Source organism: Chthoniobacterales bacterium (assembly GCA_036569045.1).
Classification (GTDB): domain Bacteria; phylum Verrucomicrobiota; class Verrucomicrobiia; order Chthoniobacterales; family JAATET01; genus JAATET01.
In genome coordinates, this window is record DATCRI010000053.1 from 26,628 (window position 1) to 50,231 (window position 23,604).

Below are 23,604 nucleotides of genomic sequence, written 5' to 3' on the forward strand. Positions count from 1 at the left end.
ACATGGGTGCAGAACTCGCGCGAGCGGATTCACGGCTGAGGGACATCGCCGACCACCATGCCGCCAAAATGCGCGTCCGACAACCCGCCGATTGATGTCGCGGCTGGCCGGTCCGGTTTCCCCTAAAAGGAGGAACGCGAGCGGTGGCGCGGACTCTGCAACTTCGGCAGTCTCAGAGTCCCGAGGGCATTGAGCGCCTGCCCGGTCAGAACCACGAGGCCGCTCCGGATCGTCACCGCCCACTGCCAGGGGGCCGGCGTCTTCAGCTTCTGCGCATCGTAGAACGACCGGCTCTCATCGCGCAGATCGCGCAACTTGATCGCCTTCGCTGCGGTATCCGGCTCGGCCGCGAGCAGAATCGCCTCGTAGATTTTCCTTTGCCGCAGCGCCACACCATCGTTTTCGCGCTGAGCCTGAAGATCCGCCACGATCGAAGGAGCTCCCCCGAAAAGGCCGATCATCAGCCCCGCCGTGCCGAGCAGGATCAGTTTGGCAGCCAGCCGCTCCAGACGGATCTTCCGGAAAATCCTCATTTCAAAACCCTAACTGTTTACGCCCCGTATCGACAAGACTCCATCCGCATGCCGATGCGGGACCAACGATCAATGATCGTCGACTTTCTTACCCTTCCCCTGCTTCTTTTTCGCAGGCGGAGGATTCGGCACTTTCACAGCGGCGTGGGGCGAGGAGCTTTGCGCCCGGTGCTCGGAGGCGTTGCCCCGGGATCGATTCCGCGTTTTCTCGCGAGAGCGATTCACGTTCGTGACATTCACCGTGTTCACGTTCGTTTCGTTCACCGTTGTCCGGTTCACGTTACGCTCTTGGATATCTTCATGCCGCGAGTCATAGCGGTCGCTATCGTCGCGATCGCGGTAGCCGCCGTCGACATAGACGGGCCCCTCCTCCACATACCCGGGGCCTCCGCCATATCCCCCAGGCACCACCGTCGTTTCACATCCCGAAAGAAGCAGCCCCGCACCCAGCACGCCCGCAGAAAGAATCTTGTTCATATCCGAGAAACGCGTGTTTGTCCCCACCCTGATGTCAGGACAACCCCTGACCCTCGGTCCGCGCCCAGACAGCGCCTTCGCGAATTTTGCGTTTCTGGAAAAAAACACCCACGTGTCAGATTGCCGCGACGCGAACACCAGCGTCATGGGAAACAGCATCTTCTACATCATTGGTGTCGTGGTCGTCGTCGTGGTCGTCCTCAAGGTCCTCGGGCTCTTCTAACCGCCCGCCGACGGTCAGTCCCCCTGGCCGGATTTTCGCAGGGACGGCGGGCGTGGGACGTTGACGAGATCGTCACGTTCGCGCGTGGACGAAGAAAGCGGGCCGCTCGCATGGCTGCTTGTTCTCTGGCGCCAGCGCCGTCGGAAAATGGCCATCGCAGGCCGCTGAACGATGCCCCGTCGGCCGTTCGGACTCCTCGAAAATTCGGGGCGGCCGCTGGCGATTCCCAGTTTCCGCAGATCATCGTTGCCGACTGGCACGCCGTCCGCTCTAAGTAGCAACCCAGAATGGCAGCACACGGGGAACCTTCTGATTACATTTCCACCGGCATCGCAAAGATCGACGCCGACATCCAATATCTCATCGAGCGGCTCGCCGCCGTTCTGGTGACCCTCGGGGAGGGCGAAACCGCAAAACTGCTTCCCTGGCAGCCCGGCGCCTCGCCGGATGCCGCGGTCGCCGCGAATTCTCAATCGGTCGAACAGGCGTATTCCATCGCGTTCCAGCTCCTGAACATGGTCGAGGAATGCGCCGCCGGCCGCACCCGCCGCCTCCGCGAGATTGCCGATCAGTCTTCCGACAACACCGGCACCTGGGCCTACTATCTGCGCCGCCTCAGGAAGGGTGGCTTCACCGCAAAACAGATCGCCGAAGTTCTGCCCACGGTGCGCGTCGAGCCCGTGCTCACGGCGCATCCGACAGAGTCCAAGCGTCCCGCCGTGCTCGCCCAGCACCGCGTGCTGAACGGCCTGCTCGAGGCCATCGACTCCCCGGCGCAATCTCCCGCCGAGCGGCAGCGCCTGCGCGAATCGCTCACCGTCGCCCTCGAGCGGCTGTGGCGCTCCGGCGAAATCCTTCTTGAGAAGCCCGAGATCGCCACCGAGCGCACGGGCATCATGTTCCACCTCCGCGATGTCTTTCCTCGCGCCGTTGCTCTGCTCGACCAGTCGCTCGCCGAGGCCTGGACGGCGGCGGAATTTCCCGCCGAGCTGCTCGCCTCGCATTCCGCCTGGCCGCGTCCCCGCTTCAGCACATGGGTCGGCGGTGATCGCGACGGCCACCCGTTCGTCACGTCCGAAGTCACCGAAGACACGCTCACCGAGCTGCGTCGCAGCGCCTTTCTCGTGCTCGACCGCGGTCTGCGCCACCTCGCCGCGGCCCTGCCGCTCTCCGAGCTCGTGCAGCCGGCTCCCGCGGATTTCGCCGAAGCTCTCGCCGGGATCGCCGCTCTCGTCGACCCCGCCCGCGTCGCGACGATCCGCCGCGCTCACGCCGACGAACCTTGGCTCCAATACGTCCTCCTTCTCCGCGAGCGCCTGCCGCTCGACGAGAACCGCGACGAAAACGCCCGCATCGTCGAAAAGCCCGGCTCCTACCGCTTCGCCGAGCAGCTCGACGCCGACCTCGCCGTGCTGCAGGACTCGCTCGTCGCCATTGGCGCGGACCGCCTCGCCCTCAGCGCCGTGTGGCCGGTCCGCCGCACGCTCGACGTCTTCGGCTTTCACCTCGCCTCGCTCGACATTCGCCAGAACAGCTCGTTCCACGACAAGGCGATCAGCCAGATCCTCGCCGCCGCGGGATTTGCCGACTCCGACTTCGCGAACTGGAGCGAGGAAAAGCGCGTGGAGTTCCTCACGAAGGAACTCACCGGTCCCCGCCCCTTCCATTTCTCCGATTCCCGCATCGCGCCCGAGGCTGACGCCGTGCTCGATTGCTACCGCGTGCTTCGCGCGCACCTCAACAAATACGGCAGCGGCGGCATCGGCGCTCTCATCGTGAGCATGACTCGGTCGCTCTCCGACCTGCTCGCCGTCTACGTGCTCGCCCGCGAAGCCGGCCTCACCCGCTGGGTCGATGGCCAGCTCGTCTGCGACCTGCCCGTTGTGCCACTCTTCGAAACGCAGGACGATCTCGAGCGCAGTCCCGGTCTCATGGCCGCCTTCATGGCGCATCCGCTCACGAAGCCCAGCCTGATCCACCAGCGCAACCAGCGTCGCAGCATGCCGGCCCGCATGGCCGCGCGGCCCATCCAGCAGGTGATGATCGGCTACAGCGACAGCAACAAGGATTGCGGCATCCTCTCGAGCCAATGGGCGCTCTACAAGGCCCAGCGCGCGCTCACCCAGACGGCTGACGAAGCCGGCATGCAGATCCGCTTCTTCCACGGTCGCGGCGGCACGATCAGCCGCGGAGCCGGCCCGATCCACCGCTTCCTCGACGCCTTGCCCACCGGCAGTATCCAGGGCGACTTCCGCCTCACCGAACAAGGCGAAACCATCGCGCAGAAATACGCGAACCTCCCCACCGCCGCCTTCAACCTCGAGCTCCTGCTCGCCGGCGTCGCCGCCGTTTCCATCGAGCAAAGCAGTCCCGACGCCGCTCCGAAGCCCGAGAGTGACGAGGTCTGGGAAATCCTCACGAAGGCCAGCACGAAGACCTATCAGGATTTCGTGCATTCCGAGGGCTTCACCGATTTCTACTCCTACGCGACCCCCATCGACGCGCTCGAGAACACTCGCATCGGCTCCCGCCCGGCGCGTCGCACCGGCCGCCGCACGCTCGCCGACCTGCGCGCGATCCCGTGGGTCTTCAGCTGGAACCAGTCCCGCTATTACCTCACCGGCTGGTTCGGCGTCGGCTCCGGCCTCGAAGCGCTCGCAAAAACCAAACCCGAAGCCTTCGCGGAACTCCGCACGAACCTCCGCAAATACCCGGTGCTCTACTACGTCCTCACAAACGTGGAGACGAATATCGCGAGCGCCGACCTCGGCATCATGGCCGCCTACGCGGATCTCGTGCCCGATCCGGCCATCCGGGAATCCTTCTTCGGTCGCATCACCGCGGAGTTCGAAAAGACCCGCACCATGCTCGACGACATCTTCCAGGGCCGCCTCGAAGACCGCCGCCCGCGCATGCTGAACACACTCCAGCGCCGCGCCGACGCTCTTGCCGTCCTGCACCGCCGCCAGATCGATCTCCTGCGCGCCTGGCGATCGGCTCCGACGCCCGAGGAGGCCGCCGCCCTGCTGCCGCGCGTGCTTCTCTCGGTCAACGCGATCGCAAGCGGCCTGCGCACCACCGGCTAGGCGGCCGTGAAGATCATTCGGCATCTCGATGCCGGCGGCGTGGTTCGCTACGCCGCCGAGCAGCCGGACGGTTCCGCCCTCGTCATTCGCGGTGACATCTTCGGCGCGTTCGACGTCACGCCGGAAACTGCCGACGTGCGCACCCTTCTCGCCCCGGTCGAGCCAGCAGCCATTCTCTGCATCGGCCTCAACTACCGACAGCACGCTGCCGAAACCGGTGCAAAGATCCCAAAGCATCCGGTCCTGTTCATGAAGCAATCGGCCGCGCTCCAGCATCCCGGCGCGCCCATCGAGATTCCCAGCCACCTCGCCAGCGAGCGCGTCGACTTCGAAGGTGAACTCGCCGTCGTGATCGGCCGTTCGTGCAAAAACGTCACGGCAGAAAAGGCCCTCGACTACGTGCTCGGCTACACCTGCGCAAACGACGTGAGCGCTCGCGACTGGCAGAAGGATCACGGCGGCAGCCAGTGGTGCCGCGGCAAGACCTTCGACACATTCTGCCCGCTCGGCCCACGCCTCGTCACCACCGACGAGATTCCCGATCCGGCCGCGCTGCGACTGCGCACGACGGTCAGTGGCGAAGTCATGCAGGAAAGCACCGTCGGCGACATGATCTTCGACGTGCCGACGCTCATCGCCTTTCTCAGCGGCAGCACGACGCTCCGCCCAGGCACCGTCATTCTCACCGGCACCCCGTCCGGCGTTGGCATGGCGCGAACGCCCCCACGCTTCCTTCATCCCGGCGATGAAGTCACCATCGAGATCGACGGCATTGGCCGGCTCACGAACCCCGTAATCGCCGAGCCCTGATCACAAAAAAGGCCGCGATCTCCAGTCGGAGTCGCGGCCCTTTTCGAAAGGCGCCTGTCCTTAGAACGGAATGTCGTCGTCCTCAGGTTCGGCTGGCGGGCGCGATGCGGGCGGTGCCGAACGCTGCGGCGGGCGCGAGGGCGGCGCATCATCGTAATCACCACCACTGCTGCGGCCACCACCGCCACCCTTGGTTCCAAGGAGCTGGATGTTTTCGCCGACGACCTTCAACTTGCTGCGCTTCTGGCCGGTCTGCTTGTCGTCCCACGTGTCCATCTGCAGACGGCCCTCGACGTAAAGAGGCTGCCCTTTCTTGGCGTATTCGTGCGCGACCTCAGCGGTGCGGCCCCACAGCGTCACGTCGATGAACGTCGTCTCCTCCCGCTTCTCGCCGCCTTCCGAGGCGGGAATGAAACGGTTGACCGCCAGGCCGAGGTCGGTGACGGCGGTGCCTTTCGGCGTGTATTTGATCTCGGGGTCACGCGTGAGATTCCCGATGAGGATGACTTTATTGACGCTGGCCATGGGGTGCTTCGAGCGGGAGACGGATTAGGCCGCGGCCTTGGCGGCGGGCAGGACGAGATAGTTCTGCAGGGTCACATCCGCGTCGAGCTTGAACTTGCCACGGAGCTTCTCGAGCGTAACCGGATCGGTCTCGATGATGAAGTTCACGTAGTAGCCGGACTTCTGGTGGTTGTGCTCGTAGGCGAACTCACGGCGCTCGAGGCGCTGCACTTGCTCGACGGTCACGCCTTCGGCGGCGAAATCCTTTTCGAGACGTTCGATGATGTCCTTGGCGCTGTCTTCTTTGCCGCGCGTGTTGAGCACGAGCAGGGCTTCGTATCGTTTTTTCATGGTGTCAGTTTTTGGGGTCGTTATTGGGATTGAATCGGTTCATGGCGGCCGCAAAGCCGTTGGCCTGGGCAAACTCCACGGCATCCGCCGCACGGTCCACCGCCTCGTCGAGCGCGGCCTGTTCCTCGGAGGTGAATTTACCGAGGACGTGACCGACGAGCGAATTTTTCGTGACGGAGCCAATGCCGACACGCAACCGCGGCACCTGTTCGGTGCCGAGATGCATGAGGACGGAGGCGAGACCGTTGTGCCCGCCGTCGCTGCCCGTGCCACGAAGTCGCAGCCGGCCGAGCGGAAGGGCCACGTCGTCGATCACCACCAGCGCCTGCGAGGGCTCGAGCTTGTAAAACCGGCAAAAGTCGCCGACGGATTCGCCGCTGAGGTTCATGAAGGTCATGGGCTTCAGCAGCGTCCAGTCGCCGACGCGGGCCATGTCGGCATTCCACTTCGGCTCGTGCGCAAACGTCGACCCCGCCCGACGCGCAAGCGCGTCCGCGACGAGGAATCCAACGTTGTGGCGGGTGCGGTCATATTCCCGGCCAGGGTTCCCGAGTCCAGCCACAAGGCGAAAGCGAGAACCCTCCATGCGAGCGAGGCGCGGAGAGGCGCCTTAGGCTTCCGCCTTCTTCTCCTTGAGAACCTCGGGAGCGGCCGCGGCGGGAGTGGCTTCCTCCGCGACTTTCGGCTCGGAGACGAGGAAAACGGTGATGTCGCCGTCGGTGACCGAGGTGACGCCAGCGGGAAGCTGGATGTCCTTCACGTGGATCGACGCGCCGATCTCGAGGGCGGAAACGTCCACGGTGAGAAGGTCGGGAAGGTTCTGCGGAAGGCACTCGATGTGGAGCGTGCGGAGCTGCTGCTGGAGCAGGCCGCCATGGGTCTTCACGCCGACCGCTTCGCCAGTGGGCTCGATCGGCACTTCGGACGCGACGGTCTCGGTGCGGGAGACCGCGTGGAAATCCACGTGCAGGATCGTGCCACGGACGGGATGACGCTGGATCTCCTGGATGAGGGAGAGCTTGTTCGCGCCGTCGATGTCGAGATCGACGAGGACGTGCTCGTTCGCCGCGTGGGCGAGGACGTTCTCGATGGCCTTGCGGTCCACCTCGAGATTGGCGGGAGTTTCATGAGCGCCGTAGATCACGGCGGGCACGGCGCCACGGGCGCGGACTTGTTTGACCGCATTGCGACCGGCTTCGGGGCGCGGACGGGCGGAGAGTTTCACTTGCTTGGCCATAACGGGAATGTCTGTTCGGTTTATTTCTTCAATTGGAAGAGCGACGTCACCGATTTGTCTTCGTGGATGCGCTTGATGCCTTCGCCCAACAGCTCGGCTATCGATAACACCTTGACGCAGCTGACCGCACCCGAATGAACCGGTGTGCTGTCGGTGGTGATCAACTCCTTGATCGGAGAGACCTTTAATCGTTCAACCGCCAAATCTGTCAACACGGCATGCGAAACACCAGCATAAATCTCCATGGCGCCACGATCGCGTAAAATAGCCGCCGCGTTCGTGATGGTGCCTGCTGTCTCGGTGAGATCGTCCACGATGAGGACGTTCCGTCCGTAGACATCGCCGATCACGTGCGAGGCCTCGGTCTCGGTCGCGGATTTCCGCTTCTTCACGACGATGGCGAGGCTCGTGCCGAGCGCCTGGGAGTAGGCCTGGGCCATCTTCACGCCGCCGACGTCGGGCGAAACGACGACGATGTTCTCGAGCTTCCGGCTCATCAGATACTCCATCATCACCGGCAGGGCGTAGAGATGATCGACCGGAATGTCGAAAAAGCCCTGCAGCTGCTGCGCGTGGAGATCCATCGTGAGCACTCGCTGCACGCCGGCGGCGACGATGAGATTCGCGACGAGCTTTGCCGTGATCGGCACTCGGGGCTGATCCTTGCGATCCTGCCGGGCGTAGCCGAAGAAGGGAATCACCGCCGTGATGCGCGCCGCGCTCGCCCGCCGGGCCGCATCCACGAGGATGAGCAGCTCCATGAGGTTCTGGTTCGTCGGCGGGCAGGTCGGCTGCACGATGAACACATCGCGACCGCGAATGTTCTCGTTGATCTTGACGAAGGTTTCTCCATCCGGAAAGGAACTCACGGAAGCCTCGCCGAGCGGGACGCCGAGGTAGCTGCAGATGGATTCGGCGAGGGCGCGATGGGCCGTGCCGGTGAAGATTTTTAATTCGGCGGTGGGTCGAAACATGGGAGCGGCCCGGTGAATGCTACGGTGGCACTGCAAGCTGGCAATGCCAAAATATCTGCCACGTGCGCTTCCGGCGCGTCAGGCCGTCGATGGCTCGTCCGCCGGCACGGAATCGACCTCCGCGGTCCGCGGCAAAAGCAGCGTGAGAAAAATCGAGAGACCCACGAGCACGGCGCCGGCCCACAACGGCGTGCGGGCATAGAATTCCTTCGCGCGCCCCACGTCGAACGAGAGCAGCAAACCGGCGAGCGCCGGACCGATCCATCGCGCGAGCGAGCCCGCGCTTTGCAGCAACCCGAGCGCGCGCCCCTGCCAGTTCTGGTCGACGCTGCGTGACGCGATGCCCGTGAGCGTGGGCATCAGCAGACTGTTCCCGATCGCGACGGCGATGCAGGCGATCACGAGCGACATCATCCCCGAGGCGAGCGGCAGCGCGAAAAGTCCGATCGACAAAACGACCGCGCCGCCCGTCGCCAGGCGCGCCTCGCCAAATCGCTTCACGAGCCGCCCGATCAGGCCGCCCTGAATGATCGCCCCGACGAGACCGACCATCGCGAGCATGCCGCCGGTGTGCAGTTCATCGAGGTCGAAGCGGTGAAGCAAAAACAGCGCGAAGACCATCGTCATCATCGAGAAACCCGTGATGAGGCAGAAATATGTGGCCGTGACGGTCGCATACACGCGGCCGTTGCTGTGCTGGAAGACGGCAAAGATCGACTCGCGCACCTGCCCGCCACGGCGCTCCTTCGGCAGGCTCTCCGGCAGGATCACGAGGACGAGGATTGCATTCACCAGCGCCATGCCTGCGGCGAGCAGGAACGGAGCGTGCAGCCCAAACAGTTTTCCCACCAGGCCGCCGATCGCCGGACCAAAAACGAAGCCCAACCCGAAGGCGGCGCCAATGAGCCCCATCGCCTTCGCGCGCTCCTCCCGCGTGGAAATATCGGCCACATACGCCTGCGCGGTGCCAATGTTTCCGCCAGCCGCCCCGTCGATGAGTCGCGCGAGGAAGAGCATCGCGAGCGAGCCCGCGAGACCCATCATGAGAAAGCCCGCGGCTGTGCCGAGGATGCTGATGAAGAGGACCGGCTTGCGACCGACGCGATCGGAAATCTGGCCCCACAACGGCGCGGCCAGAAATTGCGCGAATGAGAAAATCGCAACCAGCAGGCCGTTCTGTAGCGGCGTCGCATGGAACGTTTCCGCGTAGATCGGCAGCACGGGAATGACGATTCCAAACCCGATCATGTCGATCAGGATCGTGAGGAAAATGATGCCCAACTGGGCGCGCTTGGTCGTCATGTCGAACGGAACGCCGGGGTCAATGACACCCGCAGCCGCCCGAGCCGCAACCATGGCTCGGCGTCGGAGCGCTCGCGCTCTTGCTCTTCGCGAGGTAGCCGATGCCGCCCGTGATCACGCGGCGAATCGGCTCGCCCGTTTCGGGATGCACGCGCAGCGCGTCGTCCTTCATGCTCTGCTTGATCTCGTAGCGCCGGCTCGGCGACTTGATCGTTTCGTAAACGTAAATCGGCATGGCGGGAAATGTAGGCGGACGACCCGCCGCGCGCAAGCGGCCCCTCGCCCGATCGCCGGTCCCAAAAAGGAAAAAAGCCGACTGCCACATGGGCAGACGGCTTTTTTTCCTCGGGAGGGAAAGTATTCCCTGAGATTAGCGCTTGGAGAACTGGAAGCGCTTGCGGGCACCGGGCTGGCCGGGCTTCTTGCGTTCCTTCATGCGCGGGTCGCGGGTGAGCAGGCCTTCCTTCTTCAGGATCGGACGAAACTCGGGATTCAGCTCGATGAGCACACGGCTGATGGCGAGACGCAGCGCGCCGGCCTGGCCGTTGATGCCGCCGCCATTGGTGCTCACGCGAAGATCGTAGGCGTGGACGCTATTGGCGAGTTCGAGGGGACGAAGAATTTCGTTCTGGAGCGAGAGACCGGGAAAATACTCGGTGAAGTCGCGATCGTTGACGCGGATGGTGCCCGAGCCGGCCTTGGCCCAGATCTTGGCGATCGCGTTTTTGCGGCGACCCGTGGCGGTGTATTCGTTGCTCATGTTACAGAATTAGAGAGTGGCGACCTTCGGGTTCTGCGCTTCGTGCGGATGGGCGGAACCGGCATAAACCTTGAGCTTGCGGTAAGTCGTGGCGCCAAGGGCGTTGTGCATGATCATGCCCTTGACCGCGCGTTCGATGAGGAGCTCGGGCTTGCGCTCGCGACGAGCCTTGAAGGTCTCGTGCTTGTGGCCGCCGACATACCCGGAGAAGCTCATGTAGGTCTTCTGGATGTCTTTCTTGCCGCCGACCTTGACCTGATCGGCATTGATGACAACGACGAAATCGCCGGTGTCGACGTGGGTGGTGTAAACGGGCTTGTGCTTGCCGCGCAGGAGCGTCGCGGCTTTAACGGCGACGTGGCCGAGCATCTGGTCCTTGGCGTCGATCACCCACCAGTCTCGCTTTACTTCTGCTACTTTGGCCGAAAAGGTCTTCATGGAAAAGGGTCGATAAAACACCACGCATCCCAACCTCTGTCAAATCCCAAATCGATGAATTTCACGTTTCGCGCAAAATGAAATGGGTGATCGCAGCCATCGGCAAGCCCCGCCTCGACTACGCGCGACTGGGCATGGACGAATATTTGAAGCGCACGCGGCATTTCGCCGAGGTAGAAATTCTCGCACTCCGCAGCGGCGCGCAGGCCGCGGAAGGTCAGGCCCTGCTCGAGCGCACCACGGGCTGCCACCGGATCGTCATGGACGAACGCGGCGACCGCCTCACCAGCCGCCAGTTCTCGCAAATGATCGCCGAGCTCGAACTCGCCGGCACCCGGCGCGCCGCCGTGCTCGTGGGTGGCGCGGATGGCCATTCCGCCGAGGTTCGCGCGCAGGCCGACCGCGTGCTCTCGCTCAGCTCGCTCACGCTCCAGCACGAGCTCGCCCTGGTCGTGCTGCTCGAGCAGATCTACCGCGGCTACTCGATCCTTCGTGGCACGCCCTACCACCGTGACTAAAAAAAGACGGCCCGCTTGTAAGAAGCGGGCCGTCGATGGAATTCGGTTTTCGGGGAAGGTCTAGCTGTCCTTCTTGTCTTTCTTCTCCTTCTTGGCGGCCTTCATCTTCGCCTGCTGCTCGGGCGTAAGCACGGCGTTGACCTTCGTCTTCGTCGCTTCCTTGATCGGCTTGAGCTTCTCCTGGCGCTGCTCCTTGGTGAGCGACTTGTCCTGCATGATCGGATCGGCGGCCGCCTTCTGCTCCGCGTAGATCTCCTTGAGCTTCGCGACCTGATCGTCGGAGAGCGAGAGATCGGCCTTCATCTTGGCGACCTTGTCGTCCGGAGAAGCTTTGGCCGACTGGGCGGACACGGTGGAGAGAGGAAGCAGCGCGACCATGGCGGCGCCGCAGAGTTGGAGGAGAGATTTGGTATTCATCGGTAAGAGGGTGAACCTAGCCCAACCCGGCGAATTTGGCGAGGTTGCGAAAATGTTTTTTCCCCGGGGCCGCCGGGCCTTGCGTCCTTCAGATGGGCAAACCATACTCGCCCGCCGATGCCCGTTCTCCCCATCTTCGACCGAGTCACGGCCCGCGCCGGCGTGCGTTTGATGGTTGGCGCCCTCGCCGCAAGCCTCCTGGCTGCCTGCGCCGCGAAAAAATCTCCGACCGAGAAACCCACACCGGCCGAGTCCGGCAAGCCCAAGCCCTCGCCTTCGCCATCTCCGCAACCTTCCGCGACGCCAAGGCCCAGCCCCACTCCGGAGGTTCGCTACACCGCGACCGTGCGAGTGGAAGGCGGCTCCTCCACCACGGAGGACGTCACCCCGAATGCGTCGCCGAGCCCCTCTCCATCGGCCACGCCGGAAGCCAGCCCGTTACCGAGTCCCACTCCCGCCGCGACGCCGAAGCCGAAAGAATCCGGCAACATTTTCACGAACACCTGGCAGAAAATCTTTCCGCCCAAGCCGAAGCCCGCGCCGGCCGCCGGCCCCGCTGCCGCCACTTCCGTCTCCACGCCCGCGCCGATTCCCGGCCAACCGCGCGAAGGCTTCTTCGCGCGAATGTGGCACCGCGTCTTCCCCAGAAAGCAGAAGCCCCCGATCGCCGCGCCGCCGCAGTGGGTCGGCACGATCAAGCTCGTCAACGAACGCGACGGCTACGTCCTTATCGACGCGATCAACGCCCCCACCCTCGCTCCCGGTGAGACCCTCAACGCCGTCGGCAATGACCACGAGAGCGGCGTCCTCCGCACCACCGCGGATAAAAATCCGCCGTTCTTCATCGCCGATCTCGTGAGTGGCAAACCCAGGGTCGGCGACCGCGTCTACTCCCCCAAACCCTGAAACTCGCCCGCGGATCTCAAAATTCGGATTGACCTGAATACTTAAGCAGGTCAAACATTCAATGACGTTAAGAAAATGCTGACCGAGGAACTCGCTTTGTCCACTGAGTCCATTGGGCGTCTGGCCGACATCATCCTGACGCTCCAACGCTGCTTCATCATGCGCCTTTCCGAGAACCTCGCCGGCGGCGACGTCTCCTTTGCGCAGTTCTTTCTCCTCAGTCACATCAATTCCTGCTGCGCACTCAGCATGACGGAGATCGCCGCAAAGATGACTCATACTACGGCCGCCGCCACCGGGCTGGTCGACCGCCTCGAGCGCCTCGATTACGTGGAGCGCACCACCGCCCCGAACGACCGCCGCAAGGTCCTCGTCCGCATCAAGCCCAAGGGGGTCGAGCTCGTGAAGGTCATCCACCTCGACATGGTGAACAGCCTCGCCAAGGTCATGCATGAACTCACCGTCGAGGAGCAGCACATGTGGCTGCAGATCTACGAAAAGATTTTCAACTACTGCCAGTGCCAGGAGCAGAATGCCCCGGCCGGCCTCCCCTCCCGGGATTAACGATTTTATGACGAAGCCCCGCTCGACCGCGCGCACCCTTCTCCTCTCCCTCGCCCTTACTGCTTCCGGGCAGGCCCAACCCACGCCGACTCCGGAGCCCACTCCGCAGGACCTCACCACCGCCACGCCGACTCCGGCGCCCGCAGTTTCGGCCTCGACGCCCTTCTACTCGGCCACCCTGCCAGACGCGACCCCGCTCCCGGAGATGCCGCCTGTGGTCGTGCCCACGCCGGATCCCACCTACTCGGCCACGATGCCCGATGCCGCCGTGCCGACGCCCACTCCGGTGCCCACCGCCGTCGAGCCCGATCTCGATCCCTCGCTCGCGAATCCCGGTCCGCCGCCCGCACCCGTGCCCGACGTCCAGCGGAATCCCGAGGACGTCACGCCCAGCAAGGCGACCATCCGCAAGCTCAACGAAGAAGCCGTCGAGAAGATCAATGCCTTCGCGAGGAGCCAGCGGAACCCCGCCGTCGCCGACCTCACGCTCGAGCAGGCCATCGACATTTCGTTCAAGCAGAACCCCGATATCCTCAACGCGATCGAGCAGATCCGCCTCACCCGCGGGCAGATCATCGAAGTCACCTCGCAGGCCCTGCCGCACCTCAATGCCGTGGGCGGCTTTACGCAGCAGCAGACCACGCTCACCGATCCCAAGCGCCCCGGCGTCAGCAGCAGCGGCAATACCATCCAGATTCCCAATGGCCAGGGCGGCTTCACCCCGGTCGACTTCGGCAACTTCGGCGGCGGCGGCTCCTCGTTCGTGAATCCCCAGTCGTGGAACGTCGGCTTCCAGGCCAGCCAGCTCCTCTACAACGGCGGCGCCGTCGTCGCCGGCATCAAGGCCGCGCGCTTCGTCGAGGACAGCGCCTACTTCAGCCTTCGCCAGACGATCGACCAGACCATCGCGAACGTGAAGACCGCCTTCTACCAGGTCATCCTGAATCGCGCCCTCGTCGTCGCCCAGCAACAGTCCGTCAACCTCCTCCAGGAGCAGCTCCAGGATCAGCAGAGCCGCTACGAAGCCGGCACCGTCCCGCGCTTCAACGTCCTTCAGGCCCAGGTCGCCCTCGCCAACGCCCAGCCGCCGCTCATCAGCGCGCTCAACAACCTCCGCGTCTCCCAATACCAGCTCGTGAAGACGCTCGGCATGGACTACAAGACGAGCAAGCCCAGCGAAGTCCCCTTCAACGTCGTCGGCGGCCTGCCCTACCAGCCCCGCGCCATCAACCCCGACGAATCCATCCGCATCGCCATCGAGCGCAGCCCGCTCCTCAAGGCCCAGCGCCAGAGCATCCTCGCGAACAACGAGAACGTCCACGTCCAGTTCGCCGGCTACCTCCCCAGCGTCTCCGCCACCGCCGACTACACCTGGAAAAACAACCAGGCCTTCCATAGCCTCGGCGAAGTCACCCAGGGCTGGACCTACGGCATCCAGGGCAGCTGGGCCATCTTCGACGGCGGCGAGACCGCCGGTCAGGTCGCCCAGGCCAAGGCCCAGCTCCAGCAGGCCGTCATCAACTACGACAACTCCGTCCGACAGGTCATCCTGAACGTCCAGCAGTCCATTTCCAATCTCCAGACCGCCGAGCAAACCCTCACCAGCCAGGAAGCCAGCGTCGTCCAGGCCACCGAGGCCCTCCGCCTCGCACAGGAACGCCTCGACGCCGGCGCCGGCACCCAGCTCGACGTCCTCAACCAGCAGACACAGCTCCTCCAGAGCCAGACCACCGTTTTGCAGGCTCGCTACGATTACCTCGCCGCCCTCGCCAGCTACGACCTCGCCCTCTCCCTCGACGCTCAATACGAGGAGAGCTTCGACGACCCGCTCACCCGCTCCGAGCGCGCCCACTTCTCCAAGGCGACGAACCCCACCGCCCCGCAGCCCGCCCTGCCCGGAAAGCTCAGGCATCAGGACCCCATCAGCGGCCTCGCCGTCAATGCCCCCGTGCCCTACGTCCCGCCCACGAAGGCCGGCGCCCGCGACAACAAATCCGCCCCCGAGCCCACCCCGAAGCCGAAGCGCAAGAAAGTCCTCGGCATCTTCTAGCCTTCGGTGCCGCGTTGCCCCGCTCCCGATAATTCCCCGAGCCGAACGGCGCGGGCACCCTGTTTCCGATTACGCCGCGCGGCGCGGTCATCCGCCCGCGGCGGGTTACGCCATCGAGTGCAGGCCGATCACATTTCCTTCCGTGTCTTCCACAAAGGCGATGAAGCCATAGCTTCCGATCGGGAACTTTTCCTTCACGACCTTTCCGTCATTTTCCGCCGCGCGCCCGGCCTCCTCCGCGCAATCCGCGCACGAGAAATAAATGATCACCCCGCCCGCGCCGGAGTCCTTCCCCTCCATCTTCACCAGCGCACCGAGCGCGCCCGGCTTCTCGTCGAGCATGGGGAAGACCCACAGCTCAACATCCGGCATTTCCAGCCGCTCCAGCGTAGTCTGCAGGGTCGCTTCGTAGAATTTCCGGTCCCGGTCCATGTCCTGCACCCATGTCCTGCACATAGATCTCGAACCACCCGACGGCATTGCGTTGATCATTCATAAAATGTGATGGCGTGCTCCCGGGATTCGCTTTTCGCCCCCTTGCCGCCCGTGTGCGAACGGCTTTTCTACCCGCGGCGCGCGGCGTCGATCGCCGCCACGTCGATTTTTCCCATCGACATCATCGCGGCGAAGGCGCGCTTCGCCTCCGCGCCGCCCGCGGTCATCGCCTCCATCAGCGTGCGTGGCGTGATCTGCCACGACACACCCCAGCGATCCTGGCACCACCCGCACTCGCTCGCCTCGCCGCCATTGCCCACGATCGCGTCCCAATACCGGTCCGTCTCCGCCTGGTCTTCGGTCGAGACCTGGAACGAAAACGCGATCGTCTGCGGCCAGCCCGGCCCGCCATTGAGCCCCATGCAAGGAATGCCGAGCACGGTAAAATTCACGACGAGCACATCCCCCTCCTGCCCCGAGGGATAATCCCCCGGCGCCCGATGCACCCCCGTCACCTCGGAGTCCGGAAAAACCGACGCATAAAACCGAGCCGCCTCCTCCGCATCATTGTTCTCGAACCAAAGGCAGACCTGATTTTTGGGGATGGGAGTTTTCATGAGGGAAGATCGTTTCTCGAAGCCTCGACGAATGGGCGGCAGGTTTCAGGACAGAAGATCACGCCACGTCCTGATAAAGATACTTTTGAAATCCAGAAAAGACCTCCCGCACTTGTTTCACACCACCCAGTTCCGCCAAAGCGTCCGCAATCGCGTGATATTTGAGCTGCAAGAGCGGTGTGAGCTTTTGCTGGTCGAGTTCTTCGACGCCCTGCGTCACGTAATGAGAGAGAACGAAATCGAGGAAGACCTGCTGCTTGCTATTGAAGTGCGTTGAGATTTCTACCTTGGCCTTCGCAGCGCGTTCCTCGCGGGTGAGTGTCGGCAGCGCATAGGCGACGTAAGCCAGCACGTCGAAGAGGTCGCTATTTTCCGCATCGATGATCTTCTGCATCTCCGCCATCTGCTCGCGACCGATTCCTTTTTCCTCCAGGCCTTGCAGAAGCTTCGCGCGCGTTTCCGGAGCGCTCCAAAGCTCGCGGAGTTCTTCTTCGCTGCGGAAGAACTCCGGCAACTTGCCGAAGAGCATTTCCATGAACTGCTGCGCGGACATCGGCGTGCCGTCGGGATGCCAGAAGGTCGTGGCCATCATGTGCTGGATATTGCGCGCCTTTCCGTCGGCGAGCTTGACCTTCACTTTTTCGCGCTTGCGGCATTCGCACAGCATCTTTTGGCATTTCGGGCACGGCTCTTTTTTGCAAACGCACGGACTCTCCCCGCAAACGAGGCACGGCTCCGGCGGCGGCTTCACGCATTCGCACGGGCGCGTGTGGCATTTCGGGCAGGGCTCTTCCCCCTCGGGCTCGCCGTCCCATTCCGGATCGCTGAAGTGCAGATACGCCTTCACGAAATCGAAGATCGTGAAGTAGTCCTTCCCCTCGTAGAGCCGCGTGCCGCGCCCGATGATCTGCTTGAACTCGATCATCGAATTCACGGATCGCAACAGCACGATATTGCGCACGTTCCGCGCGTCCACGCCGGTCGAGAGCTTCTGCGAGGTGGTGAGCACAGTCGGACTCGTCTTCTCGTTGTCCTGAAAGTCCCGCAGGTATTGGTCGCCGAGGGCGCCGTCGTCCGCCGTGACCCGCACGCAGTAGTGCGAGTCTTTGCTTTTGTTCGTCTGGTTGATGGTGTCGCGGATGTCGCGCGCGTGATTCTGGTTCGCGCAGAAGACGAGCGTCTTTTCGAGCGGACCGATCTGGCTGAGGAAAATGTCCACGCGCTTCCTCTCGCGCTCGTCGATCACGATGGAGCGATTGAAATCCTCCTCGACGTAAAGCCTGCCTTCATCGATCTCGCCGTGGACGACCTTGTCGTCGGATGTGTAGCGGTATTCGTCGAGCGTCGTGGAAATCTGGCGCACTCGGAAAGGCGTCAGGAAGCCGTCGTTGATGCCCTCCTTAAGCGAGTAGATGAAGGCCGGCTCGCCAAAATACTTGTAGGTATCGACGTTGTCCTTGCGCTTCGGCGTCGCGGTGAGGCCGAGTTGCACGGCGGGCGAGAAGTATTCGAGGATTGCGCGCCACGTGCTCTCGTCGCTCGCCCCGCCGCGATGGCATTCGTCGATCACGATGAAGTCGAAGAAATCCGGCGGGTATTCGCCGAAGTAGGGCGTCTCGCCCTCGCCGCTCATGAACGTCTGGAAGATCGTGAAGAAGAGGCTGCCGTTCTTCGGCACCTTGCCCTTCTTGCGAATGTCCGCAGGATCGATGCGCACGAGCGCGTCCTCGGGGAAGGCGGAGAACGCGTTGTAGGCCTGGTTCGCGAGCACGTTGCGATCGGCGAGGAAGAGGATGCGCGGCCGGCGCGTGGGCGGCACGCCCGTCTTCCAGTCGGGCACGTTCCACCGGCTGTGGAAAAGTTTCCACGCGATCTGGAAGGCGATGAACGTCTTGCCCGTGCCCGTCGCCAGCGTGAGCAGCACGCGCGCGCGCCCGCCGGCGATCGCGCCCAGCACGCGCTCGATCGCGATGTCCTGGTAATAGCGCGACTGGAAGAACCCGCCGCGATCCTCGAACGGCACCGCCGCGAAGCGATCCCGCCACGCATTCGCCTCCGCGAACGTGCGCGCCCACAGCTCGTCCGGCGTCGGGAAGACCGGCACGTCGTCTTCCGCGCCCTCGCGCATATCGATCCCGTAGATCCCCTGCCCGTTCGTCGCGTAGGTGAACCGGATCGCCAGCTTGCCCGCGTAGTCCTTCGCCTGCGCCACACCCTCCGTGAGGCCCTCGTCCCACGCCTTCGCCTCGACGACGGCCAGCTTCGTGTTGCGATATTCGAGGATATAGTCGGCCTTGAGCGCCTTCCCGCGCCGCCCGTGCCCTTCGAGCCGCCCAAGCGTGATCGGATACTCGCGCCGCACACGACTCCCCTCGACGACACCCCAGCCCGCCGCCTTCAAAGCGGGGTCGACATGCTCGGCGCGCGTCTCGGCTTCGTTCATCAATGGGTTGGGAGGGAACTGTTCGCAGGTTTAAATCAGATTGCGCTCTGAAGTTCAGCGCAATTCTCCATCGCCCCGCCAGCCCCTTGCTTCCACATGCGAAATCTGCGACCTTTCCGCGTCGTCAAGTTTTTCCAAGCTGTGGTTGCTACCCGTTCACCGGAAATCGTTGGTAAGGGCATCTACACTGTCCCCGATGCCTCGCGCCTGAGTCGCGTTTCGCAGCGCCGCATTCGCTACTGGTTGAAGGATCTTCCCTCCGAGCAATCGAAGGAATCCCACGGTTCCCGCCTCTGGCAGGGCGAACTTCCCCCTATGGACGACAAGCTGGCCCTCGGCTTTCTCGATTTGCAGGAAGTGCGTTTCATCGACGCCTTTTTGAAAACCGGCGTCTCATGGAACCTCATGCGTGCGGCTCACGCCATCGCCCGCCACCGCTACGGGATCGAGCATCCCTTCTGCACCCGCAAATTCGTCTCGGATGGTCACCACATCATCGAGCAAACCGGCAGAGAACCCGATGGCATCAGCTACGAGGAAGTTCTGCATGGCCAGCAGGTGTTTCCACAGGTCGTTCAGCCCTTCTTACGCGACTTGGAATTTTCCTCCGACGACCAGCTGCTGCGCTGGTGGCCGCTCGGGACCGATCGCTCCGTCGTGCTCGACCCGCGCAGGCAGTTCGGCCAGCCCATCATCGCCCGCGCGGGCGTCGCGACCGAGATTCTGCAGGCGGCAGTCAAAGCCGGCCAGACCATCGAGGAAATCGCGGATTGGTATGAACTCGATTCCGACGCCGTGCGGGATGCCGTCGAGTTCGAGATGAAACTCGCGGCGTGAGGTTCTTCCTCGACAACAATCTCCCGCCACGCGTCGCGCGCGCCCTTCACTGCCTGCTCCAGCCCAAAGACTCCGCCACCCATCTCAAGGATCGCTTTGCGCCCGACGTCACCGATGTCGAATGGCTCACGGCACTGGCGGAGGAGGAGGACTGGATCATTCTCTCCGCCGATACGGCGATCACGCGGAATCCTCATGAGATCGCCGCGTGGAAGAAAGGCGGCCACCCGACCTTCTTCCTGAAGGCCAATTGGGTGCACCAGCCCCTCTGGGAGCAGGCGTCCCGCCTCTTTCATCTGTTTCCCGAGATCCTCAAGCTCGCTGCCAAGGCCAGACGTGGCGACGCCTTTGCCGTGCCTTTCAAAGGCGCGAAGATCGAGAAGCTCTAAGCCCGTCGCTACAGCGCGAGGCGCCGGCTTATTTTGCCGGAGATTCCAAATTCCGCCGATAAAGCGGCACCCCGACTCGCCTAATGTGAGCATCGACTTCGGGATCGGTGCGATCGTTCCAAAGAATCAGGCTGAAGCGATATGGCAGGAGCATCTCGTCGAGCGCGTCGTCGATGCGGCCCGGCAAACGCCAATCGAGATCATTTCCCCGCAGTGCCAGATCGACGTCTGAGCCTCTCCGATGCACGCCCTTCGCACGCGAGCCGAACAGCACCGCCGACTCCACCTCCGGAAAACGCGACAGCACCTCATTGATCCGCTGCACGGTCAGCTCTGTCAGTCCGTGGTTCACGCCTCCTCCTTCTCGAGTTCGGTGAATGTGACCAGAAAATCCGCGAACTCCCCTCGATAGGACGCGACGATCGCATCCGTGATCTGGTGCGCCGTCTCCTCGTTATAGGTGTGGCTGGTGCGATTGCGGCTCTGGATCATTTCCATCCAGACCTCGCCATCCTCGATGAGTCCTTTGGCGAAAGCCTCGCGCGTCGCATCCTTCGATCCATAGATGCCGCCGGTCCCGCGGGATTCGAGAAAGTCCTTCATCACGTTCCACGCCAGCTCGTGCGTGAACTCGAAGGCTTGAATCAATCCCTGCTGCTCGAGATCGGTCAACTCGCGCTCCTCCGCCAGATCCACCGCCTTGTCGAGTTGGCCGAAGGCTTTGCGGAAACTCTGCAGGCGCTGCCGCCACCGGACGTCGGGATTCGACATGCCTTTTTTCATAGCAGATCACAGCGCCCCGGAAAAGGCCTGGTGCAGCAACGACTTTTTCAACGCCTCCAGCGCCGCCAGCTTCCGCTCCGTGATCGCCGCGAGGCGCTGGGTTTCGCGCTCCAACTCCAGCGACCTATCGACGACTCGCCTCTGCGTGTCCAAATCGGGCAGCGGCACCTTCAATTCTTTAACTTCTCCACAAGTGAGATGAGGAACCGTGGAGCCCGAGCGAATCTCTTGGAACCTCTGCTTCATCCCCGACGAGTTGAAGAACAACGAAAGAAACGGTCCAATGAATGCACCTTCCACCGAAGAGATCACGATCATCGCGTGGCAGTTGTGCCCCTCGTGCTCCGGCGTGACGACCGCGGAATGGCCGATGTGGCCGCTTTGAACCAAAAGCACATCTCCCGCTTTAAGCATCGACTTCTTATTCCTCCGATTGAACTCCTCGGTAATGAAAGTCCTCCCATCAAAAAGCAGGCGGTTATCTTTGACGTGGCGTGCGAGAAGGTAAGGAACACCGGACTCCTGATAGATGTTCCGCGTTGGGCCGACGTATCCGTTCGTTAACCGCGTGATTACGTCTCCGAGCCGCCGTTCCACCCAATCGTCGTCGCGGTGGGTGAAGACGGATTGGAGGTGGCTTTCGAAGAGGGCGCGGGCGTTTTGGAGGTTCTTTTCGGCGTTGGCTTTGGCGGTGGCGAGGCCCGCAAACGCTTCGTCCAGCACCCCGACGATCCGCTGCTGCTCCGCCAGCGGGGGGAGCACGATACCAATACTGTTGAACCTAGATTTATTTACGATTGGAACGGTGGTTCCAGACGACAGCGCTTCAAGCTGATCTTTGAAGTCGCATGAGAGAACCTGATAAAAGATGAACTCTGGGACAGCTCGGTTCTCGTCAGGCAGGATTGCGTTGATCTGTTGATTGAAGGCAACGGGTATCGTGTTCAACGCGACCTTTCCCAAGTTTCCAATACACGAAACGAGGATGGAGTTCGGTGGAACGGTGCGAGCTACCTCAACTCCGGCCTCCGACAGTCCGTCCTCGGCAGAATCCACCGTTGAGTCGCACAACTCCGGTGGCTTCACCAACGGCATAAAGTCGCCAAAAAATTCGGAATTGCTCTTTGAAGGTGTGTTGCCGGTTACCGTCGTGAAGACCTCTCCCAACGCAATTTTCTCCCACCCGGCCTTCACAGCAGAGCCCTGATGTTCCCGAGCACTTCGGCGCTTTCGGCGTCGAGGGCGGCGATCTCGTCGAGAATCTCCGCCGGGGTGCGGTGGGCGATTTCCTCGGCGGCGTTCGGGTTCTTCACGCTCAGGTCCCATGTCGCGCGGTCGAGGCCGGCGGCGTCCACGCTCCAGCTCTTCGGCGAGTCGGCGAAGGTCTTCTGCAGCTCGACGAAGTCCGCCAGGTCGGCGTCGTTGAGCGGGTTCGTCTTGCCGAGGTTGCGGCCGGGGTCGAGCTGGTAATACCAGACGCGTCGCGTCGCACGGCCTTTTTCGAAAAACAGCACCACGGTCTTCACGCCCGCGCCCTGGAAGGTGCCGCCGGGGCAGTCGAGCACGGTGTGCAGGTCGCAGCTCTCGAGCAGGAGCTTCCGCAGGCTCACGGAGGCGTTGTCGGTGTTCGACAGGAAGGTGTTCTTGATGACGATGGCGCCGCGGCCGCCGGCCTTCAAAATCTTGATGAAGTGCTGGAGGAAGAGGAACGCCGTCTCGCCGGTGCGGATGGGGAAATTCTGCTGCACCTCGGGGCGCTCCTTGCCGCCGAAGGGCGGGTTTGCGAGCACAATGTCGTAGCGGTCCTTCTCCTGAATGTCGGCGAGGTTCTCGGAGAGGGTGTTCGTGTGGATGATGTTCGGCGCCTCGATCCCGTGCAGGATGAGGTTCATGATCGCGATCACGTAGGCGAGCGACTTCTTCTCCTTGCCGTAGAGGGTGCGGGTCTGGAGCGTCTGGAAGTCCGCGACGGAGAGCTGGCCCTGGCGCAGGTAATCGAATGCCTCGCAGAGGAAGCCGGCGGAGCCGCACGCGCCGTCGTAGATGCGCTGGCCGATCCGCGGGGCGGTGACGGCGATCATGGCGCGGATGAGCGGGCGCGGGGTGTAGTATTCGCCGCCGTTGCGCCCGGCGTTGCCCATGCGCTTGATCTTTTCCTCGTAGAGGGCGCTCAGCTCGTGCTTCTCGGCCTGGGAGCGGAAGCGGAGGGCGTCGATGGCGTCGATGATCTCGCGCAGGTTGTAGCCGCTGCGGACCTTGTTCTTAATTTCGCCGAAGATCTCGCCGATCTTGTATTCGATGGTGTTCGGCCCGGTGGCGCGCTGCTTGAAGCCGTGGAGATACGGGAAGAGCTGCCGGTCCACGAACTCGACGAGGTCGTCGCCCACGCGCAGGGCATGGTGGTCGATCTTCCCGTCCGCCCCTTTCGGCGCGGCCCAGGCCTCCCAGCGGTAGGCCTCCTCGAGGATGGGGGCGTGGGCTTTGCCATCGAGCGCGGCCTGGTCGGCGCGGTCGCGCTCGAGGCCGTCGAGGTATTTGAGGAAGAGGAGCCAGGAGGTCTGCTCGGTGTAGTCGAGCTCGGTGGTGCAGCCGGCCTCCTTGCGGAGGACGTCGTCGATGTTTCGGAAGGCTTGCTCGAACATGGGTGCGCGCGGAGGCCGAAATTGAGACAAGATGGAAGCGGAGGCGAGGAAAAGGTCGGCTCGTGGACGGATTGCGAAGCGAGATTTTCGTAACTGCCTGATATTCCGAAGGATTTCGCAGATCCTCCGGGGAATTTTGGGAATCCTCCGGCGGATGGGACGGCTCCTGCGGGGGATTTCGCGGCTCCTCGCCGGGATGGGGTGGCTCTCTGGGAGGAGCGGGCGCGTCCTCAGCGGGATCTGGGGCGTCCTGCGGAGGAGCGGGGTGCTCCTCGGGAGGATGAGGCGGCTCCGGCGCGGGAGGGCGT

General features: G+C 63.2%; 27 protein-coding genes. 8 read left to right on the forward strand and 19 right to left on the reverse strand.

Annotation, left to right across the window (positions count from 1 at the left end; genetic code table 11):
• Positions 1-122 precede the first annotated feature (122 nt).
• Together VIM61_10015 and VIM61_10020 are read right to left on the reverse strand one after the other, a co-directional pair.
• Positions 123-533, reverse strand: coding sequence for a hypothetical protein (locus VIM61_10015; protein HEY8900734.1), 411 nt, complete (start codon positions 531-533; stop codon positions 123-125).
• Between the two features lie 69 nt (positions 534-602).
• Positions 603-1,010 (reverse strand): hypothetical protein, encoded by a 408-nt coding sequence (locus VIM61_10020; protein HEY8900735.1) that lies wholly within the window; start codon positions 1,008-1,010, stop codon positions 603-605.
• 510 nt (positions 1,011-1,520) lie between these two features.
• Between VIM61_10020 and VIM61_10025 the strand changes: the two genes are divergently transcribed.
• Both VIM61_10025 and VIM61_10030 read left to right on the forward strand, forming a co-directional pair.
• The gene (locus VIM61_10025; GenBank protein HEY8900736.1) at positions 1,521-4,319 is read left to right on the forward strand and encodes a phosphoenolpyruvate carboxylase; all 2,799 of its coding nucleotides are present in this window, start codon (positions 1,521-1,523) and stop codon (positions 4,317-4,319) included.
• Between the two features lie 6 nt (positions 4,320-4,325).
• On the forward strand, positions 4,326-5,129 hold the full coding sequence (locus tag VIM61_10030) for a fumarylacetoacetate hydrolase family protein (GenBank protein ID HEY8900737.1): 804 nt from the start codon (positions 4,326-4,328) through the stop codon (positions 5,127-5,129).
• Between the two features lie 60 nt (positions 5,130-5,189).
• Here the strand turns inward: VIM61_10030 and ssb are convergent, their stop codons facing one another.
• The 9 genes from ssb to rplM all read right to left on the reverse strand — a co-directional run bounded on the left by ssb (position 5,190) and on the right by rplM (position 10,695).
• Entirely contained in the window at positions 5,190-5,654 is a 465-nt protein-coding gene (gene ssb, locus VIM61_10035; protein HEY8900738.1) for a single-stranded DNA-binding protein, read from the reverse strand.
• Positions 5,655-5,678: 24 nt separating this feature from the next.
• Positions 5,679-5,984: a 30S ribosomal protein S6 gene (locus tag VIM61_10040; protein HEY8900739.1), complete on the reverse strand. Its 306-nt coding sequence runs from the start codon at positions 5,982-5,984 to the stop codon at positions 5,679-5,681.
• A 4-nt stretch (positions 5,985-5,988) separates the two neighbouring features.
• Positions 5,989-6,546, reverse strand: a complete 558-nt coding sequence (pth, locus tag VIM61_10045; GenBank protein HEY8900740.1) for an aminoacyl-tRNA hydrolase — start codon at positions 6,544-6,546, stop codon at positions 5,989-5,991.
• Between the two features lie 48 nt (positions 6,547-6,594).
• Entirely contained in the window at positions 6,595-7,221 is a 627-nt protein-coding gene (locus VIM61_10050; protein ID HEY8900741.1) for a 50S ribosomal protein L25, read from the reverse strand.
• A gap of 20 nt (positions 7,222-7,241) precedes the next feature.
• Positions 7,242-8,195, reverse strand: coding sequence for a ribose-phosphate pyrophosphokinase (locus tag VIM61_10055; GenBank protein HEY8900742.1), 954 nt, complete (start codon positions 8,193-8,195; stop codon positions 7,242-7,244).
• Positions 8,196-8,273: 78 nt separating this feature from the next.
• Positions 8,274-9,497 (reverse strand): MFS transporter, encoded by a 1,224-nt coding sequence (locus tag VIM61_10060; GenBank protein ID HEY8900743.1) that lies wholly within the window; start codon positions 9,495-9,497, stop codon positions 8,274-8,276.
• Between the two features lie 19 nt (positions 9,498-9,516).
• Entirely contained in the window at positions 9,517-9,732 is a 216-nt protein-coding gene (locus VIM61_10065) for a hypothetical protein (GenBank protein ID HEY8900744.1), read from the reverse strand.
• 135 nt (positions 9,733-9,867) lie between these two features.
• The gene (gene rpsI / locus VIM61_10070; protein HEY8900745.1) at positions 9,868-10,257 is read right to left on the reverse strand and encodes a 30S ribosomal protein S9; all 390 of its coding nucleotides are present in this window, start codon (positions 10,255-10,257) and stop codon (positions 9,868-9,870) included.
• A gap of 9 nt (positions 10,258-10,266) precedes the next feature.
• The gene (gene rplM / locus VIM61_10075; GenBank protein ID HEY8900746.1) at positions 10,267-10,695 is read right to left on the reverse strand and encodes a 50S ribosomal protein L13; all 429 of its coding nucleotides are present in this window, start codon (positions 10,693-10,695) and stop codon (positions 10,267-10,269) included.
• Between the two features lie 77 nt (positions 10,696-10,772).
• On the opposite strand from rplM, the gene VIM61_10080 reads away from it, so the two are divergent.
• Entirely contained in the window at positions 10,773-11,213 is a 441-nt protein-coding gene (locus tag VIM61_10080; protein ID HEY8900747.1) for a 23S rRNA (pseudouridine(1915)-N(3))-methyltransferase RlmH, read from the forward strand.
• A 60-nt stretch (positions 11,214-11,273) separates the two neighbouring features.
• Here the strand turns inward: VIM61_10080 and VIM61_10085 are convergent, their stop codons facing one another.
• The gene (locus VIM61_10085; GenBank protein HEY8900748.1) at positions 11,274-11,630 is read right to left on the reverse strand and encodes a Spy/CpxP family protein refolding chaperone; all 357 of its coding nucleotides are present in this window, start codon (positions 11,628-11,630) and stop codon (positions 11,274-11,276) included.
• Between the two features lie 117 nt (positions 11,631-11,747).
• On the opposite strand from VIM61_10085, the gene VIM61_10090 reads away from it, so the two are divergent.
• The 3 genes from VIM61_10090 (at position 11,748) to VIM61_10100 (ending at position 15,150) form a co-directional block, all read left to right on the forward strand.
• Positions 11,748-12,536 (forward strand): hypothetical protein, encoded by a 789-nt coding sequence (locus VIM61_10090; GenBank protein ID HEY8900749.1) that lies wholly within the window; start codon positions 11,748-11,750, stop codon positions 12,534-12,536.
• 75 nt (positions 12,537-12,611) lie between these two features.
• Positions 12,612-13,100, forward strand: coding sequence for a MarR family transcriptional regulator (locus VIM61_10095; protein HEY8900750.1), 489 nt, complete (start codon positions 12,612-12,614; stop codon positions 13,098-13,100).
• 7 nt (positions 13,101-13,107) lie between these two features.
• On the forward strand, positions 13,108-15,150 hold the full coding sequence (locus tag VIM61_10100) for a TolC family protein (GenBank protein ID HEY8900751.1): 2,043 nt from the start codon (positions 13,108-13,110) through the stop codon (positions 15,148-15,150).
• 105 nt (positions 15,151-15,255) lie between these two features.
• On the opposite strand, the gene VIM61_10105 is transcribed toward VIM61_10100, so the two are convergent.
• The 3 genes from VIM61_10105 to VIM61_10115 form a co-directional block, all read right to left on the reverse strand.
• The gene (locus VIM61_10105) at positions 15,256-15,642 is read right to left on the reverse strand and encodes a VOC family protein (protein ID HEY8900752.1); all 387 of its coding nucleotides are present in this window, start codon (positions 15,640-15,642) and stop codon (positions 15,256-15,258) included.
• A gap of 71 nt (positions 15,643-15,713) precedes the next feature.
• Complete coding sequence (locus tag VIM61_10110; protein HEY8900753.1) at positions 15,714-16,202, reverse strand: VOC family protein; 489 nt, start codon at positions 16,200-16,202, stop codon at positions 15,714-15,716.
• Between the two features lie 58 nt (positions 16,203-16,260).
• On the reverse strand, positions 16,261-18,645 hold the full coding sequence (locus VIM61_10115) for a DEAD/DEAH box helicase family protein (protein HEY8900754.1): 2,385 nt from the start codon (positions 18,643-18,645) through the stop codon (positions 16,261-16,263).
• Between the two features lie 141 nt (positions 18,646-18,786).
• Between VIM61_10115 and VIM61_10120 the strand changes: the two genes are divergently transcribed.
• Complete coding sequence (locus VIM61_10120; GenBank protein HEY8900755.1) at positions 18,787-19,482, forward strand: DUF433 domain-containing protein; 696 nt, start codon at positions 18,787-18,789, stop codon at positions 19,480-19,482.
• Positions 19,479-19,871, forward strand: coding sequence for a hypothetical protein (locus VIM61_10125; GenBank protein HEY8900756.1), 393 nt, complete (start codon positions 19,479-19,481; stop codon positions 19,869-19,871). The genes VIM61_10120 and VIM61_10125 overlap by 4 nt, the downstream gene beginning before the upstream one ends.
• Before the next feature lie 28 nt (positions 19,872-19,899).
• Here VIM61_10125 and VIM61_10130 read toward each other — a convergent pair whose 3' ends face one another.
• From VIM61_10130 to VIM61_10145, 4 genes are read right to left on the reverse strand one after another with little or no spacing between them, the layout of a single operon-like run.
• Positions 19,900-20,223, reverse strand: coding sequence for a nucleotidyltransferase domain-containing protein (locus VIM61_10130; GenBank protein HEY8900757.1), 324 nt, complete (start codon positions 20,221-20,223; stop codon positions 19,900-19,902).
• On the reverse strand, positions 20,220-20,654 hold the full coding sequence (locus VIM61_10135; protein ID HEY8900758.1) for a nucleotidyltransferase substrate binding protein: 435 nt from the start codon (positions 20,652-20,654) through the stop codon (positions 20,220-20,222). The genes VIM61_10130 and VIM61_10135 overlap by 4 nt, the downstream gene beginning before the upstream one ends.
• 6 nt (positions 20,655-20,660) lie before the next feature.
• The gene (locus tag VIM61_10140) at positions 20,661-21,848 is read right to left on the reverse strand and encodes a restriction endonuclease subunit S (GenBank protein HEY8900759.1); all 1,188 of its coding nucleotides are present in this window, start codon (positions 21,846-21,848) and stop codon (positions 20,661-20,663) included.
• Complete coding sequence (locus VIM61_10145; GenBank protein HEY8900760.1) at positions 21,845-23,296, reverse strand: N-6 DNA methylase; 1,452 nt, start codon at positions 23,294-23,296, stop codon at positions 21,845-21,847. The genes VIM61_10140 and VIM61_10145 overlap by 4 nt, the downstream gene beginning before the upstream one ends.
• Positions 23,297-23,604: the final 308 nt, after the last annotated feature.